A 14,636-nucleotide genomic window follows, 5' to 3' on the forward strand; every position below is an offset into this window, starting at 1 on the left:
GGTTGTGAGGATTCGCCCGCCCCGGCGAAGCATCCTGGCGCGCACTTCCCCGCCTTGCCCGGCACCTGAGCCAAGCCCGTGGATACAGACCTGCAAACCGACGACGCCCAGGCCGGCCGCAGCATGACCGGGGCCGCGAGCTTGCTGGAGGAGATTGCGCGGTTTCGCCGCCAATAGGCGGCCACTCGGCCGACGCGGGCATCGCCCGCAAGGTGGCAGCGCGCTACGGCTGCCTGCGCCCAACCATGTGTCTGGTGCGGGCTTGCGCATGGTGGTGCCGGTGGCGGCTCCGGGCGGATAATCGGTTTCTTTTTCGACCGAGCGCAGCATGCAATTCCTGGAATTCGACCTGGATGGCGAGTACATCGAACTCAACCAGTTGCTCAAGCTGGCCGGCATTGCCGATAGCGGCGGCCAGGGCAAGGCCATCGTCGCCAGCGGCGCGGTCAGCGTCGATGGCGTGCAGGAGCTGCGCAAGACCGCGAAGATCCGCCCCGGTCAACTCGTGCAACTGGATGACGTGGAAATTCGCGTCATGGCCATGGACCCCGAGTCCGAGTCCGAGTCCGAGTCCGGCGAATGAGGGTGATCGAGATCGGCCAGCGCAATATCGCGCCGTCGGCCGAAGATCCGAAGCACGACGTCTACGTCTTTTCGATCGAACTCGGCGCGGCGCGCCCGTTCTGGCTGGAGCAATCCATCCATGGCGGCCATGCCGACCGTGGCGGCTGCATCATGCTGGCGTTGCATGAGCTGGACGGCTGGCGAGGCGACTGGCGCGTGCATCTGACGCATGCAGGGTGCGCCTGGACGATCCCGCTGCTGGAAGAGGCCATGCGCAGCGGCGATACGCAGGCGGCGATCGATGCGATCGTGGCGCGGGTGCCGAGCTGATGCAATCCAGTACGGCGGAATGCTCGTAGCGCCTGCCTGCTTGCACGCCCATGCCCGTCTAAAAACGGCGGATAACGCTATCCACCGATTGCATGCTGCGTACTGGCTACCGCCGATGCACCCAGTCTGGAGCCAACGCGCGACGCGGCGCTTGATCGGGGTCAAGCGCGATGCACGGCAAGCGTGCACGCGCCAGAACCGTAATGCCTTACCAACCCAGCAGCGCGCGTACCAGCTTGACGATGCCCCAGAACGACACCACCCAGATTGCGCTGCGCAGATAGGGGATACCGGCCGCATAAACCGGCACGTACGCCACTCGCGCCCACAGATACAGCTGCACGCCCAAGGCAGTTTCCGCATTGGTGCGACCGGCTACGGTCACCGCCAGCACCGCTGCGGCAAAGATCGGAAAGGTTTCCAGATAGTTGCGAAACGCGCGATCCAGCCGTGCGGCGACGCCGGTCAACGGCTTGGCATCGCCATCGCGCGGACTGGCATTCCATTTGGTGCCGCGCTGCGCGGTCATGCTGACCGATGCAGCCAGCAGCTGCACCAGCCCGAGCACCATGGCCCAGCCCAGCATCTGCAGTTCGATGGTCAGTTGCATGTCGGTCTCCTGGCGGGCTGCCGCATCACTTGGCCGCCGTGCGCAGGCTGTAGCCCGCAACGCGCCAGGTCTTGTCTTCGTCCAGACGGAAGGACACCAGCTCGCGCACCGGTTGCGGCGCGTTGGCAAACCGGGTCGGGAAGCTGACGTTGACGTACAACCCTTCGGGCACCTGCGCGCCGGGGCCGTACTTCACCCGCGTCACCGAGCCCTGACCACGCCCGACCATCGCACCCAGACGCGCACGCTCGCCGGCGAGCTGGGCGACGAAGGCATCGCGCTTGACTGCAGTCTTGGCCACGCTGGACGCACCGTCCCACAGTGAGGCGGCCTTGTTGGCATCGACCATCTGCGCCACGCGCAAGGCGGCCTGGGTCATCTCCACGTCCTGCTTGGCGACCTGCGCCTGCTGGGCCGCGCTGGGCGCTGCTGCAGGCTGCCCCGCCGCCGGTTTTTGTGCCGCGGGCGCCGGCTGGGCAGTGGCCGCGCGGGAAGGCTGCGGTTGTTGAGCAAACGCCAGCGCTGGAGCCAACACCAACGCGACAAGCAAACGAGGACGGAGCATGGGACAGCACCTTGAACGGGTTGGAAAGCGATGGACCGCACACATTGCGGTGGGTAGCGCAGTCTATGGCCGGACCTGCGCAACACAAGCGGCGCGCGATCCGGGTGGGAGCGGCTGACTGCATGATCGGCAGGGCACCGTCGCGTTGGCGTGTAACAAGCCGCCTGATCCGCCGGTAGAGCGCAGGCGGCAGGCCGGATCTGCGCAGCCAGTGCGAACCGCGCGTTCAACGCAGCCCTAACCCAGACCAGGTTCGTTCGGCCTGGATCGAATCGCTACAGCTCTCCGCCTGGAGCAGGCGGCACGGCAGCCACGCCGCGCGGGCGCCACAGGCGCCAGCTGACCCAGAACGCGCGTGCGACGGCCGCAACCAGCGCCGCCAGGCTCAGCCACATCCCCAGCGTGGCCGGCCATTGCGCATGCAGTGCGGTGGCGGCAACGCGCAGCAGTTCGGCCACGCCGAAACCCACCAGCACCAGCAACGCCGATGGCAGATACGCCAGTACAACGCCCTTGGTCTTGCCTCGCATAGTGCCCCCCGGCCCGGTTGTGATGGGGCGACGATAGGCAGCGCGCAGTGCGATACGCGTGAAACTTGCCGCCGCCCTCAGCCCTCGGCGTGCGCGGGCGTCGAAGGCTCCGTCTCTGCGGCATCCGGCGCCGCGGCGGCGCTCGGTTCTGCCTTTGGTCGCTCATCCGCTGCGGAACCGGTCTGCGTCTCGGCCGCCGGGGTTGCCGGCAAGGCGGCGGCATCGGTCTCGGCCAGCGGGCTTTCCTCCGGGCAGGCCGCATCCGGAAAACCGAAGCGCTGCTTCAGGGCCAGCCCACAGGCGTTGACCGCATCTAGATCTGCGCCCTCGCCTTTGCACTTTTGATCGAACGCCACCAGAAACGCATCTTTGCGGCGCACAAACGCATCGCCGCATTTGCGCATCTGCCGGATGCGCTCCAGGTCGTCCTGCACGGCATTGGTGCCGTCCAAACCGTACTCCCGCAGTTCTTCCATCGTCAGCAGCCGCAGGCTGCGGTTAGGCACAGTCATCATCAGATCGGCAACCGCCACTGCCACACCGTTGCGCTCCAGATAATCCTTGACGTTGCCGTAGACCTCGCGCAATTCGCGATTGAGCTCTGCGCGCGACGTCGCCTTGGAGCTGATCCGCATCATCCGGTGGATACCGACCTTGCCGGCCACCAGGCGGTTATCGCCGGCCGCCAGCACGAACACGCAGGCGCTGTGGCAGACCGACCCTTCGCGCACCCAGATGGTCCAGTTGGATTCGCCGATGGTGTCGCCGGCGCGGATCGCCGCCTCCACCTGACCGCCGCTGGAATCCAGATCCACGATGCGATGCGGCAACCGTAGTTGCTCGGCCACCGCCGCCAGGCGCCAGACCAGCGCAGCGAAGCCGGCATTGATCTTGCCCGCATACCGCACCCGCACCAGCCCGGTCTCGCGGCACGGCGCCAGCGCCGCTTCCACGCTGGCCCGATCCAGCGCCGGCAGCAGCGTGCCGTCGCCGGCCTCCTTGCTGTAATCGGTCGCGCAACTGATCCACGCCTGGCCCGATTCCAGCTGTGCCTGCGGCCAACCTACCTCGCCCGCCTGCGCGCGCGGACGTGGCGGCGGCGCCACCGGCTCGGGCGTATCCACCGACACCATGTGGTCGCCATCGCCCGCCTGCCCGGCATTGTTTTGTTGCGCCGCCCCGGCATCGGCAGACGTCGCGCTGCGTTCGCACGCCACCAGCAAGAGCAGACACGCAACGGACAGGCAAAGCGATTTGAGCATGATGGGGATTGTGAGCGCGACGGATTCACCTTCAGTCTATGGCTGAATGGGCCACAGGTTTGACCCGGCCGTGAACACGCCGCGCTGCGGCAACCCTGTCCGAAAACGGCCAGCCTCGGCGGAAGCCAGGGCATAGACTGGCGCCATGCAGACGTTGACGCCCGATCGAATCCAATGCGACCGCGCCCGGTTGGCGCGCGATGCGCGCTTCGACGGGCTGTTTTTCACTGCAGTGCGCAGCACCGGCATTTACTGCCGGCCAGTGTGTCCGGCGCCGGCGCCCAGGCCAGGCAATGTCAGTTATTACCCGAGCGCGGCGGCGGCCAGTGCGGCCGGCTACCGGCCGTGTCTGCGCTGTCGTCCGGAGCTGTCGCCGCAGGCGCAGCAGCATCTGGGCGAAGAAAGCGTGCAGCGTGCGCTGGCGATGATTGCCGAAGGCGTCCTGCAGGAGCAGCCGGTGCAGACGCTGGCCGATGCGGTGGGGGTGAGTGCGCGGCAGCTGCAACGGCAGTTCGTGCAGCGGCTTGGCGCCACCCCGATCCAGGTGCACGGCACGCGCCGGTTACTGCTGGCCAAGCAGTTGCTCACCGAAACCGCCTTACCGGTTACCGAGGTCGCACTCGCTGCCGGCTTCAACAGCCTGCGGCGTTTCAACGCGGCCTTTCTGCAGGGCTGCGGCATGCCGCCGTCGGCGCTACGCAAGCAGCGCACCGAAGTGCCAGGCGGCCAATTGCGTCTGCGTTTGGGGTATCGCCCGCCGCTGGATTGGGCTGCGATGCTGGGCTTTTTGCAGCGCCGCGCGATTCCGGGGATCGAGCAGGTCGATGCCAGCGGCTACCGGCGCGTGATCGGCACGCCTGGAAACGCCAGCTTGATCGAGGTCGTCGCCGCGCCGCAGCGGGCGGAACTGCTGCTGCGCATCGATGCCACCGACCCGCGCCAGATTCCGCAGATCGTGCGTCGCGTGCGTCGGCTGTTCGATCTGGATGCGGACCTGCAGGCCGTCCATGCCACGCTTGAATCCGAGCCGCTGTTGGCCGAGGCGATCGCGCGCCGGCCCGGCCTGCGCGTACCGGGGGGATGGGATGGTTTTGAAGTGGCGGTGCGCGCGGTGTTGGGCCAGCAGATCAGTGTGGCCGGCGCCGCAACGCTGGCGGCGCGGCTGGTCGACCGCCACGGCGGCCATCATGCCGACATGCCGCCTGGGCTGGACCGCAGTTTTCCCACGCCCGAACAACTGGCCGATGCGCCACTGGAACAGCTCGGGTTGCCACGCGCACGCGCGGCCACGTTGCGCGCACTGGCATTGGCCTGCGCACAAGGCCGGCTGCATTTCGGCGCCGGGCAGCGCCTGTCCGACTTCGTTGCCGCCTGCACCGCGCTGCCCGGGATCGGCCCGTGGACCGCGCATTACATCGCGATGCGCGCGCTCTCGCATCCGGATGCGTTTCCGGCCGGCGACCTGATCCTGCAGCAGGTTCTCGGCGCGCCGGAACGTTTAAGCGAACGGGCCACCGAGGCACGTTCGCAGGCATGGCGCCCATGGCGCGCCTATGCCGTGTTGCACCTGTGGCATCTCGCCGTCGATCGCAAGGACACCCGCCCATGACCACGCTGTACTACGACACCTTTCCCTCGCCGATCGGCGCGCTCACCGTGGCCGCCGATTCCACCGCCGTGCACCATATCCTGTTCGCGCAGAACCGCTACGACGCGCCCGGACGTGCGCGCTGGACGCATGCCCCCGATACCGCACTGGTGCGCGAAGCGCGCGAGCAGCTGCTGGATTATCTGCATGGCGGGCGACGCAGTTTCGACCTGCCGCTGGCACCGGCCGGCACGCCCTTTCAGCTGCAGGTCTGGCACACGTTGGCGCAGATTCCGTTCGGCCAGACCTGGAGTTACGCGCAGCTCGCGCAGGCGGTAGGCCGCCCCGCCGCCAGCCGCGCGGTGGGTGCCGCCAACGGCCGCAATCCGTTACCGATCGTGCTGCCCTGCCACCGTGTGATCGGCGCCAATGGCACCCTGACCGGCTTCGGCGGCGGCTTGCCGACCAAGCAGGCGTTGTTGCAATTGGAAGGCTGGTCGCCGCGCCAGATCGCGCGTGCTGACGATCTGTTCGGCGATCAGCGCGCACCCCAGGCACCCTGACTTCGCGAGGTCATCGCTGCGCCGTAAACTGGCGACATGATCGACCGACGTCTTGTAGTTGCCACGATAGCCACCGCGTTGCTGGCGGCCTGCTCCACCCAGCCCGGTATGCGCAGCGCCTCGACGCCGCCCACCGCATCGCCGCCAGCATCGGCCGCCGCAATATCCGACGACACGCCGCACACCTTGCTGCTGATCTCCATCGATGGCCTGCGCGCAGACATGCTCGATCGCGACATCACGCCGACGCTGTCCCAACTTGCGCGCGATGGCGTGCGTGCGCGCTGGATGACGCCGTCGTATCCGTCGCTGACCTTTCCCAACCACTACACCTTGGTCACCGGTCTGCGCCCGGACCACCACGGCATCGTGCACAACAGCATGCGCGACCCCGCGTTGGGCAGCTTCTGGCTGAGCAAGCAGGACGCGGTGGGCGACGCGCGTTGGTGGGGTGGCCAGCCGCTGTGGGTGGGCGCAGAACAGGCCGGCCTGCATGCGGCAACCTGGTCGTGGCCGGGCAGCGAGGCGGCCATCCAGGGCGTGCGCCCCACGCAATGGCGTCACTACGAAGAAGGTGTCGGCCTGGACGCCCGTGTGGACGAAACGCTGGGCTGGCTCGCGCGCTCCGGTGCGCAGCGCAATCGTCTGGTTACGCTGTACTTCGAACACGTGGATGAAGCCGGCCACGATCACGGCCCTGAATCGCGCGAATACGCCGACAGCGTGCGCGCGGTAGATACCGCCATCGGCCGACTGCTGGCCGGCATGCAGCGCGACGGCACCCGTGCGCGCACCAACATCGTCGTGGTGTCCGACCACGGCATGGCCGAAGTGGCGCCGGGGCATGCGATCAGCGTGGAAGCGATCGCACCGCCCGCGATTGCCACCGCGGTCACCGATGGTCAGGTGATCGGTTTCGATCCGCAGCCCGGGCAACAGGCCAGCGCCGAGGCCATGCTGCTCGGCACGCATGCGCAGTACGACTGCTGGCGTAAAACCGAACTACTGGCGCGCTGGCATTACGGCACGCATCCGCGCATTCCGCCGATCGTGTGCCAGATGCACGAAGGCTGGGATGCACTGTTCCCCGACAAGTTGGCCAAGCGCGCGCAACAAGGCATGCGCGGCTCGCACGGGTTCGATCCTGCACTGCCCTCGATGCGTGCGGTGTTCGTGGCGCAAGGCCCGGATCTGGCGCAGGGCAAGACTTTGCCGGGGTTCGACAACGTCGATGTGTATACCTTGATGACGCGCCTGCTCGGCATCACCGCAGCGCCCAACGACGGTAACCCGGCCACCCTGCTGCCGGCCTTGCGCGTGCCGCCGGACGCTGCGCACTGAGCACTGCGCACATCCGCGGCGGCGAGCGGATGCGACAATAGGGCGATGTCTGCTTCTGATCCCTCGCCGCGCCGCTTGCGGCCGCTGTTATCCAGCGAAGGCTGGCGTCGTCGCGCTGCACTCTGGGGTGGCGCCATTGCGGTAGCCCTGGTGTCCATCGTGTTCGCCAAGGCCAGCGATGCCGCCTTCCAGTTGTTTCAACGCATCACCGCGCATTCGATCTGGTGGGCGCTGCTGCTGACGCCGGGCATCTTCGCCCTGCTCGCCTGGCTCACCTCCGGGGCGATGCGCCCCACCCGCGGCAGCGGCATTCCGCAGGTCATCGCCGCGCTGGAGCATCCGGACCCAGCATTTCGCGATACCAATCTGTCGCTGCGTGTGTCGCTGGGCAAACTTGCGTTGACCACGCTGTCGCTGCTCGGCGGCGCATCGGTCGGACGCGAAGGCCCCACTGTGCATGTCGGCGCCAGCCTGATGCACGTGTTCGGGCGCTGGTTCGGCTTTCACGATCCGCGCGAGCTCTCGCATTTTCTGCTTGCCGGCGGCGCGGCCGGTATTGCCGCAGCCTTCAATACGCCGCTCGCCGGCGTGGTCTTTGCGATCGAAGAATTGAGCGGGCGCTTCGAGCACCGCTTCTCCGGCACCTTGCTCACTGCGGTGATCGTCGGCGGCGTGGTGTCGCTGGGGTTGCTGGGCAACTACACCTACTTCGGCAAGGTGGCGGTGGCCTTGCCGCTGGGCCAGGCATGGCTGGCGATCGCGCTGTGCGGCAGCGTGGCCGGGCTGCTCGGCGGGATCTTCGCGCGGCTGGTGCTGGCCAGCGTCAGCGGCAAACCGCGCTGGCTGGGCGCGCTGCGCCAGCGGCACCCGGTGCTGCTGGCCGCGTTATGCGGCGTGGCGCTGGTCGGGCTGGCACTGGTGTTCGGGCAAGGCGCCTTCGGCACCGGTTACGAGCAGGCCCGCAGCCTGGTGCAGGGGCATGCCGTGGTCGGCCATGAGTTCGGCTTGATGAAGCTCATCGCCAACCTGGTCTCATACCTGGCCGGCATCCCGGGCGGCCTGTTCTCACCCGCCCTCGCCGTCGGTGCCGGCATCGGCCACAACCTGTCGGTGCTGATGCCGAGCGTGGACCCGCGTACTTTCGTGCTGCTGGGCATGTGCGCCTACCTGACCGGCGTCACGCAGGCACCGCTGACCTCGGCAGTGATTTCGCTGGAGCTCACCGACACCAGCCAGATGCTGCTGCCAATCCTGGCTACCGTGTTGATTGCACGCGCGGTGTCCGGGCTGGTGTGCAAGACGCCGATCTATCGCGGCCTGGCCGAGCAGTTGCTGACGCCAGCGGCGAAGAACCCAGCACCGGCTGCGGACACAGCGCATTAGCGACGCGGCGTTATCGATGCGCGCAGCGCTTTATCGGACTGCATCAAGAACGGCGCCGATTGATGACATGGCGCGAGCCACTGCTCGGATGCGTTGCGCGTCATCGCAACGGATGCCGACGCTGGTGAAGCGCTACCGCAGCCACCGCTCAGGCCCGCATCAGCACGGGCACGTTGGCAAGCATTCGATCAGCGTTTTGCGCTGACATCGGACATAAAAAAACGCGGCGCAAGCGCCGCGTTTTCAGATCGCAAAGCGGGCTGGGGTCAGCTGGCCTTGGCGACGGTCTTCTTGGCAACAGCCTTCTTGGCCGGCGCCTTGACCACGCCCTTCTTGGCAACCGGGGAAGCTGCACCCACGACAACCTTGCTCACCGCGTGCGAACGCGAATTGCCGTAGCTGGCGTTGTAGCGCTTGCCCTTGGCGGTCTTACGGTCACCCTTACCCATTTCGTCGACTCCTGAATGTGAATACAAATTCCCGTGCTGGCACGGGTTTGGCGAGGTTTGCACCGGCGGTGCCCTCGCGCAAGGCCGATAAGCCTATCACGTCGGCCCGGGGCCGCGCAGCCCGGACGGCCTGCAGGCCTGTGAGCCAGCCGGTCGTGAAGCGGATACACCATCGGCAGGCGCCTGGCTGTCACCTCCCGGCAGCGGCCTGGCAACAGCGTCAAAACGATCGTCCTCACCACCGACTGCAACCATCGCGCAGTCGCGAGTCAGCGCATATCAGTGCGCACAGCTCGCATCATGGACATGCGCATGACCGTGATTCAGCCGCAGATTGACCAGATGGGCAATGCCGACCAAGGCGCCGCCCAGCGTCATCACCACTGCGTGTGGCACCACCGAATGGTGCAGCGGGTCGTACAACAGACCCACCCAAAGCAGCGCCAGGCCAGGCAGCAGCAGCGCCAGCGCATGCAGCGCCTTGTGGCGGCGATACCCCAGGACCAGGCTGAAAAGACCCAGCAAGGTCACGAACATCACGATCGCCAGTTCGACGCCGTCGCCCAGCCAGAACGACAACCCGAGCGACGGCGCCAGGGCCAGCACCAGCGGCAGCACCGCGCAGTGCACGGCGCACAGCAGCGACCCGGTCGCACCGAAGCGGTCTAGCAGATGGCGAAGTGTGGGCAGAGGCATGACTTCCAGCAGGTGCTCGCGGCGACGTGGAATAATATAACATCTTCCTTGTTCCAGGCCCGCACCACTGCATCGCGCAGAGCAGGTCTTGCCGTCGGCGCAGCAGGCAAACTGCGCCATCCTATTGATATATAGTAACAATTAGAGAGTCCGATCCACATGGCCCCCACGCTCATCCCTTCGCTGCGCCGCTCCGCTCTATCACTTGCACTGACCAGTCTGTTGACTCCTGCCCTGGCCATGGCCGAAGACGCACCGGACGTTGCCGACCCGCAGACGCCGCCGACATCGGACACCCGACATGACGCCACCCATTCCAGCGGCCGGCACATCAAGGACCTGGACAAGGTGGTTGTCACCGCCAGCCCGCTGCGCGATGCGGCCGGCGAGCTGAGCCGCCCGGTCGAGGTGCTGGCCGGCGAGCGCCTGGATGAGGTGCGCAGTTCGAGCCTGGGCGAGACCGTGGCCAGCCTGCCGGGCGTGCAGAGCTCCAACTTCGGTCCCGGCGTCGGCCGGCCGATCATTCGCGGCCTGGACGGCCCGCGCGTGGCGGTGCTGCGCGATGGCCTGTCCACCCAGGACGTGTCCACCGTCAGCCAGGACCATTCGCCGGCCATCGAGCCGTTTCTGGCCAACCAGATCGAAGTGTTGAAGGGACCGTCCACGCTGCTGTATGGCTCCGGCGCGATCGGCGGCGTGGTCAACGTGGTCGATGGCCGCATTGCCGAAACCCCGGTGGACGGCTTCAGCGGCCGCGCCGAAGTGCGCTTCGATGGCGGCGACAAGGACGGCAACACCGACATGTTCCGTGTCGATGCCGGCAACGGCAGCGGCCTGTCGATCCACGCCGATGGCGTGTACCGCAACCAGAACGATTACGACACCCCGCAAGGCCGCCAGCGCAATAGCTGGATCGACTCCAAGGTGGGCTCGATCGGCGCCTCGCTCTCCGGCGATTGGGGCTTTGTCGGCCTGTCGGCCTCGCGCTTCCGCGACAACTATGGCAACCCCGGTGAGCCGGGCGACCCGTCCCTCGGCGAGCGTGGCGTGTCGTTGAAGCTGCAGCAGGACCGCTACGACCTCAAGGGCGGGTTGACCGATCCGTGGGGCGAAGGCAGCGCGCTGCGTTACAGCTTCGGCCATACCGACTACGCACACACCGAGTTCGAAGGCACCGAAGTCGGCACCGTGTTCACCAAGCGCGCCAACGAAGGACGCGTGGAAGCCTCGTTCACCTTTGGTGGCGGCTGGCAGACCGCGTTCGGCCTGCAAGGCAGCGATACCACCTTCCAGGCGGTGGGCGAAGAATCCTTCGTCCCCAAGACCGATACCCGTTCGCTCGGCGCATTCGCCGTGGCGCGCAATAGCTGGGAGCGTGTCACCGCTGAAGTCGGTGCGCGCGTGGACAAGGTCAAGTACCAGACCGACATCGGCGTGGACCGCGATTTCACCCCAAGCAGCTTCTCGGCCAGCGGCGGTTTCCGCTTCAACGAGCAGTGGCGCCTGACCGCCAACCTGGATCACGCCGAGCGCGCACCGGCCGAAGAAGAACTGTTCGCCAACGGCCCGCATATCGCCACGCTCGCTTTCGAGATCGGCGATGCGAATCTGAAGACCGAAAAGGCCAACCAGGCCGAGCTGGGGCTCAACTTCCAGAACGAATGGGTGGATGCCAAGGTGGCGGCGTACTACAACCGCTACAACGACTTCGTCTACATCGTCGACACCGGCAATCAGTGGTTCAATGCAGAAGACAACGACTTCCTGCCGATCCGCCAGTGGACGCAAGCCGATGCGATCTTCCACGGCTTCGAAGGCGAAGCGACGTTCCACCTGGCCAACAACGACACCGGCGCGTGGGACCTGCGCGTGTTCGGCGATACCGTGCGTGCACGCCTGAAGGACGGCGACAATCTGCCGCGCATCGCGCCGGGCCGCTTCGGTGCGCAGATGCGCTGGAATGCCGACGCATGGCGCGCCTCGATTGGCGCCACCCGCACCATGAAGCAGGACAAGGTGGCGGTGAACGAAACCCCGACCGATGGCTACACCTTCGTGGATGCGCATCTGGCGTATCACGTGGACCGCGGCAGCAATGCGTGGGAAGTGTTTCTGGACGGCAACAACCTGACCAATCAGGACGCACGCGTGCACACCTCCTTCCTCAAGGACGATGTGATGTTGCCTGGCCGCAGCGCCTCGTTCGGCGTGCGGATGTTCTTCTGACAGCGGTCTCTCTCCCCCGCTGAGTAGAAGCGAGGCCGCCTTCGGGCGGCCTTTTTTGTTTGGGGTTTTCGATGAGTCGCCGATCGGATTGCCGCGCTTGGGATGTAGTGCTTGTCGCAACCCGAATCGCACGGACGGACCGGCACAGGGACAACGCGGACGCGTTGTGCAGCCTTCATTGCACAGCGGTAGTCCCTGTGTAACAGCGCTGGCTGTTTCGCAACACCGGTGAATCTCGCCCGCGGGCTTCATGCGGCAGGTCACGCTCTACTGCGCGATAACCCATGCGTGGTCGCGCCCGGGTGCGCTCCTACGTGGTTGGTTGGTTGGGGGACTACGGCATTTATGAAAAGGCGCGGTTGCTTGGGAAGCTGCAGCACGGCTGGCCACTTGTAGATAAGTGCATATACACGCAATATGCGCGCATCCTGCGGAGCGCGCTCATGTCCAGCACTTCCAACTGCACCTGCTTTCATTTGCGCCGGGCGGCGCGTCGGATGTCGCAGCTGTACGACCATGCGCTGGCACCGGTAGGGCTGAGCCTCAACGCGTATTCGATACTGCGCCGGCTCAATACGGCGCAGTCGCTGGGCACACTGGCACAGGCCTTGGGCATGGACCGCACCACCCTCACCCGCAATCTCAAGCCCTTGCTTGCTGCTGGATGGATCACCACTCAGCGCGGCGAGGATGCCCGGCAAACGTGGCTGATCCTGAGCCGCAGCGGCCGTGGATTGCTGCGGCGCGCACAACCGCACTGGCTTGCCGCACAGCAGCGCATCGAGACGCTGTTCGGTGCAGCGCCCACCGCGCAGCTGCATGCCACGCTGGACCGCCTGGACGCCGTGCTGGATACCGCCGCATGAGCGCGCCGGCGACAGCGCGCGCCAGTGCGCAATGGGGCCTGCTGCTCACCGCCTCGGCGATGCTGATGCTGACCATGGGCGCGCGCCAGACCACCGGGCTGTTCGTCGAGCCGATCCATCGGCAGACCGGCATCGGTATCGCCTCGATCAGCTTCGCACTGGCGATCGGGCAATTGGTCTGGGGCGCGGTGCAGCCGGTGTTCGGTGCAATCGCCGATCAGCGCGGCCCGCTGCCGGTGCTGCTATTCGGCGGCGTGTTGCTGTCGTTGGGATTGGCGCTGACGCCGTGGCTGGCCAGCGAATGGGGCTTGATCGTGTCGCTGGGTGTGCTGGCGGCAGCCGGTGCCGGCGCCGGCAGTTTTTCAGTATTGATCGGCGCCACCGCGAGTCGCATCGCGCCGGAACGGCGTTCGTTTGCGGCCGGATTGATCAATGCCGGCGGCTCGCTGGGCCAGTTCGTCTTCGCCCCGTTGGTGCAGGTGATGATCGGCGCGGCCGGCTGGGCCAAGGCGATGCTCGGCTTGGCACTGGTGTCGCTGCTGACCTTGCCGCTGGCCTGGCCGCTACGCCGCGTGCCATCCGCAGCGGGCAGCGCATCTGTGCGTGCCGCCGATGACATCGGCCTGCGCGCGCAACTGCGGCTGGCGGCACGCGACCGCAGTTATTGGTGCCTGCATCTGGGCTTTTTCACCTGCGGGGTGCATATCGCCTTCCTGGTCACGCATCTGCCCGGCGAGGTAGCGCTGTGCGGGTTGCCGGCCAGCGTGTCGGCAGTGTCGATCGCGCTGATCGGCCTGTTCAATGTGGCCGGCAGTCTGGTCGCCGGCAAGCTGGGCGAACGCGTGCGCATGAAGTGGTTGCTATGCGCGATGTATGCCAGCCGCGCGGTGCTGATCGGCGTGTACCTGCTCGCACCGCCCACACCGCTGACGTTCTACCTGTTCGCTGCGGCGCTAGGCTTCACCTGGCTGGCCACGGTGCCACCGACTGCGGGATTAATCGGCAAGCTGTTCGGCCCGCGCTATATGGGCACACTGTTCGGCCTGACCTTGCTCTCGCACCAGCTCGGCGGTTTCTTCGGCGCCTGGCTGGGCGGAGTGGTGCTGGAACACAGCGGCGACTACAGCTGGATGTGGTACGGCGACATGGTGCTTGCGGTTGCCGCCGCGCTGATCAACCTGCCGATTCGCGAAGCGGCGCCGCTGCGCACTGTTGCCGCGACATAAGACGCGCGTAGAACAACGCAATCATCTTCGCCACGCTGCGCGCAGCAGCGATCGCACGTGGTTGCCACTGCATGCGTTCGAGTCAACATGCGCGCCAAGAACCGCTACCAAAACGTAGCGAGCCGTCGTCAGTTTGGTGCGGCGACGCGGAGGAATCAGGATGTATGCGTGGCACACGCCGCAGCGAGCATCAGCTGCGTCCGCCTGGCAGCTGCACACCCGTTTCCCGAGCTGCCCTACAGCCGCTCAATCCATGCGTACGCTCGCGCATCACGCACACGTCGATCGCTGCATGCGTTGACGCGGCGCACAACAGCTTTTATGCGCGACTCCGTTAGAACAGCAACACGCGCTGTGCAGGCTTGTTGCACCATCGATGCATTCCTGTGCGGCAAGTCACTTTTTCAGGCAGCACGCCGTCCACTGCGACGGGATCT

At 66.5% G+C, this 14,636-nt stretch carries 15 protein-coding genes and 1 other RNA gene; 9 read left to right on the forward strand and 7 right to left on the reverse strand.

Annotated features, from left to right (window positions below):
* The first annotated feature begins 328 nt into the window (after nt 1-328).
* Complete coding sequence (locus ABQU90_RS06895) at nt 329-583, forward strand: RNA-binding S4 domain-containing protein (protein WP_104617131.1); 255 nt, start codon at nt 329-331, stop codon at nt 581-583.
* On the forward strand, nt 580-894 hold the full coding sequence (locus tag ABQU90_RS06900; protein WP_115513410.1) for a hypothetical protein: 315 nt from the start codon (nt 580-582) through the stop codon (nt 892-894). The genes ABQU90_RS06895 and ABQU90_RS06900 overlap by 4 nt, the downstream gene beginning before the upstream one ends.
* 208 nt (nt 895-1,102) lie before the next feature.
* Here ABQU90_RS06900 and ABQU90_RS06905 read toward each other — a convergent pair whose 3' ends face one another.
* From ABQU90_RS06905 to ABQU90_RS06920, 4 genes are all read right to left on the reverse strand, one after another.
* Nucleotides 1,103-1,504, reverse strand: a complete 402-nt coding sequence (locus ABQU90_RS06905) for an MAPEG family protein (protein ID WP_055849874.1) — start codon at nt 1,502-1,504, stop codon at nt 1,103-1,105.
* A 25-nt stretch (nt 1,505-1,529) separates the two neighbouring features.
* Nucleotides 1,530-2,069 carry a DUF4019 domain-containing protein gene (locus tag ABQU90_RS06910; RefSeq protein ID WP_323521236.1) on the reverse strand — a complete coding sequence of 180 codons (540 nt, stop codon included), beginning with the start codon at nt 2,067-2,069 and terminating at the stop codon, nt 1,530-1,532.
* A gap of 275 nt (nt 2,070-2,344) precedes the next feature.
* A complete protein-coding gene (locus ABQU90_RS06915; RefSeq protein WP_323521237.1) occupies nt 2,345-2,599 on the reverse strand; it encodes a hypothetical protein in 255 nt (84 codons plus the stop codon).
* 77 nt (nt 2,600-2,676) lie between these two features.
* The gene (locus ABQU90_RS06920) at nt 2,677-3,861 is read right to left on the reverse strand and encodes a COG3904 family protein (RefSeq protein WP_323521238.1); all 1,185 of its coding nucleotides are present in this window, start codon (nt 3,859-3,861) and stop codon (nt 2,677-2,679) included.
* A 145-nt stretch (nt 3,862-4,006) separates the two neighbouring features.
* On the opposite strand from ABQU90_RS06920, the gene ABQU90_RS06925 reads away from it, so the two are divergent.
* The 4 genes from ABQU90_RS06925 to ABQU90_RS06940 are packed head-to-tail and all read left to right on the forward strand — an operon-like array spanning nt 4,007 to nt 8,736.
* Nucleotides 4,007-5,470: an AlkA N-terminal domain-containing protein gene (locus ABQU90_RS06925; RefSeq protein WP_323521239.1), complete on the forward strand. Its 1,464-nt coding sequence runs from the start codon at nt 4,007-4,009 to the stop codon at nt 5,468-5,470.
* Entirely contained in the window at nt 5,467-6,012 is a 546-nt protein-coding gene (locus ABQU90_RS06930; RefSeq protein WP_323521240.1) for a methylated-DNA--[protein]-cysteine S-methyltransferase, read from the forward strand. The genes ABQU90_RS06925 and ABQU90_RS06930 overlap by 4 nt, the downstream gene beginning before the upstream one ends.
* A 36-nt stretch (nt 6,013-6,048) precedes the next feature.
* Nucleotides 6,049-7,353: an alkaline phosphatase family protein gene (locus ABQU90_RS06935; protein ID WP_323521241.1), complete on the forward strand. Its 1,305-nt coding sequence runs from the start codon at nt 6,049-6,051 to the stop codon at nt 7,351-7,353.
* Between the two features lie 45 nt (nt 7,354-7,398).
* On the forward strand, nt 7,399-8,736 hold the full coding sequence (locus tag ABQU90_RS06940; protein ID WP_115554194.1) for a chloride channel protein: 1,338 nt from the start codon (nt 7,399-7,401) through the stop codon (nt 8,734-8,736).
* A 266-nt stretch (nt 8,737-9,002) separates the two neighbouring features.
* Here ABQU90_RS06940 and ABQU90_RS06945 read toward each other — a convergent pair whose 3' ends face one another.
* Both ABQU90_RS06945 and ABQU90_RS06950 read right to left on the reverse strand, forming a co-directional pair.
* Entirely contained in the window at nt 9,003-9,185 is a 183-nt protein-coding gene (locus tag ABQU90_RS06945) for a 30S ribosomal protein THX (RefSeq protein WP_055849858.1), read from the reverse strand.
* Nucleotides 9,186-9,464: 279 nt separating this feature from the next.
* Nucleotides 9,465-9,881, reverse strand: a complete 417-nt coding sequence (locus tag ABQU90_RS06950) for a MerC domain-containing protein (protein WP_115529109.1) — start codon at nt 9,879-9,881, stop codon at nt 9,465-9,467.
* A 159-nt stretch (nt 9,882-10,040) separates the two neighbouring features.
* Between ABQU90_RS06950 and ABQU90_RS06955 the strand changes: the two genes are divergently transcribed.
* From ABQU90_RS06955 to ABQU90_RS06965, 3 genes are all read left to right on the forward strand, one after another.
* Entirely contained in the window at nt 10,041-12,107 is a 2,067-nt protein-coding gene (locus ABQU90_RS06955; RefSeq protein WP_323521242.1) for a TonB-dependent receptor, read from the forward strand.
* A 443-nt stretch (nt 12,108-12,550) separates the two neighbouring features.
* Nucleotides 12,551-12,973, forward strand: coding sequence for a MarR family winged helix-turn-helix transcriptional regulator (locus ABQU90_RS06960; RefSeq protein ID WP_311240151.1), 423 nt, complete (start codon nt 12,551-12,553; stop codon nt 12,971-12,973).
* Entirely contained in the window at nt 12,970-14,199 is a 1,230-nt protein-coding gene (locus ABQU90_RS06965; protein WP_323521243.1) for an MFS transporter, read from the forward strand. The genes ABQU90_RS06960 and ABQU90_RS06965 overlap by 4 nt, the downstream gene beginning before the upstream one ends.
* 102 nt (nt 14,200-14,301) lie before the next feature.
* On the opposite strand, the gene ABQU90_RS06970 is transcribed toward ABQU90_RS06965, so the two are convergent.
* A non-coding RNA gene (locus tag ABQU90_RS06970) (sX9 sRNA) lies at nt 14,302-14,376 on the reverse strand.
* Nucleotides 14,377-14,636: the final 260 nt, after the last annotated feature.

The organism is Xanthomonas sp. WHRI 10207 (genome assembly GCF_040202975.1).
In the GTDB taxonomy this organism is placed as follows: Bacteria; Pseudomonadota; Gammaproteobacteria; order Xanthomonadales; family Xanthomonadaceae; genus Xanthomonas.

Coding starts and splice junctions, on each gene's coding strand:
- ABQU90_RS06895 (WP_104617131.1), top strand. CDS start 329: ATGCAATTCCTGGAATTCGACCTGGATGGCGAGTACATCGAACTCAAC.
- ABQU90_RS06900 (WP_115513410.1), top strand. CDS start 580: ATGAGGGTGATCGAGATCGGCCAGCGCAATATCGCGCCGTCGGCCGAA.
- ABQU90_RS06905 (WP_055849874.1), bottom strand. CDS start 1,504: ATGCAACTGACCATCGAACTGCAGATGCTGGGCTGGGCCATGGTGCTC.
- ABQU90_RS06910 (WP_323521236.1), bottom strand. CDS start 2,069: ATGCTCCGTCCTCGTTTGCTTGTCGCGTTGGTGTTGGCTCCAGCGCTG.
- ABQU90_RS06915 (WP_323521237.1), bottom strand. CDS start 2,599: ATGCGAGGCAAGACCAAGGGCGTTGTACTGGCGTATCTGCCATCGGCG.
- ABQU90_RS06920 (WP_323521238.1), bottom strand. CDS start 3,861: ATGCTCAAATCGCTTTGCCTGTCCGTTGCGTGTCTGCTCTTGCTGGTG.
- ABQU90_RS06925 (WP_323521239.1), top strand. CDS start 4,007: ATGCAGACGTTGACGCCCGATCGAATCCAATGCGACCGCGCCCGGTTG.
- ABQU90_RS06930 (WP_323521240.1), top strand. CDS start 5,467: ATGACCACGCTGTACTACGACACCTTTCCCTCGCCGATCGGCGCGCTC.
- ABQU90_RS06935 (WP_323521241.1), top strand. CDS start 6,049: ATGATCGACCGACGTCTTGTAGTTGCCACGATAGCCACCGCGTTGCTG.
- ABQU90_RS06940 (WP_115554194.1), top strand. CDS start 7,399: ATGTCTGCTTCTGATCCCTCGCCGCGCCGCTTGCGGCCGCTGTTATCC.
- ABQU90_RS06945 (WP_055849858.1), bottom strand. CDS start 9,185: ATGGGTAAGGGTGACCGTAAGACCGCCAAGGGCAAGCGCTACAACGCC.
- ABQU90_RS06950 (WP_115529109.1), bottom strand. CDS start 9,881: ATGCCTCTGCCCACACTTCGCCATCTGCTAGACCGCTTCGGTGCGACC.
- ABQU90_RS06955 (WP_323521242.1), top strand. CDS start 10,041: ATGGCCCCCACGCTCATCCCTTCGCTGCGCCGCTCCGCTCTATCACTT.
- ABQU90_RS06960 (WP_311240151.1), top strand. CDS start 12,551: ATGTCCAGCACTTCCAACTGCACCTGCTTTCATTTGCGCCGGGCGGCG.
- ABQU90_RS06965 (WP_323521243.1), top strand. CDS start 12,970: ATGAGCGCGCCGGCGACAGCGCGCGCCAGTGCGCAATGGGGCCTGCTG.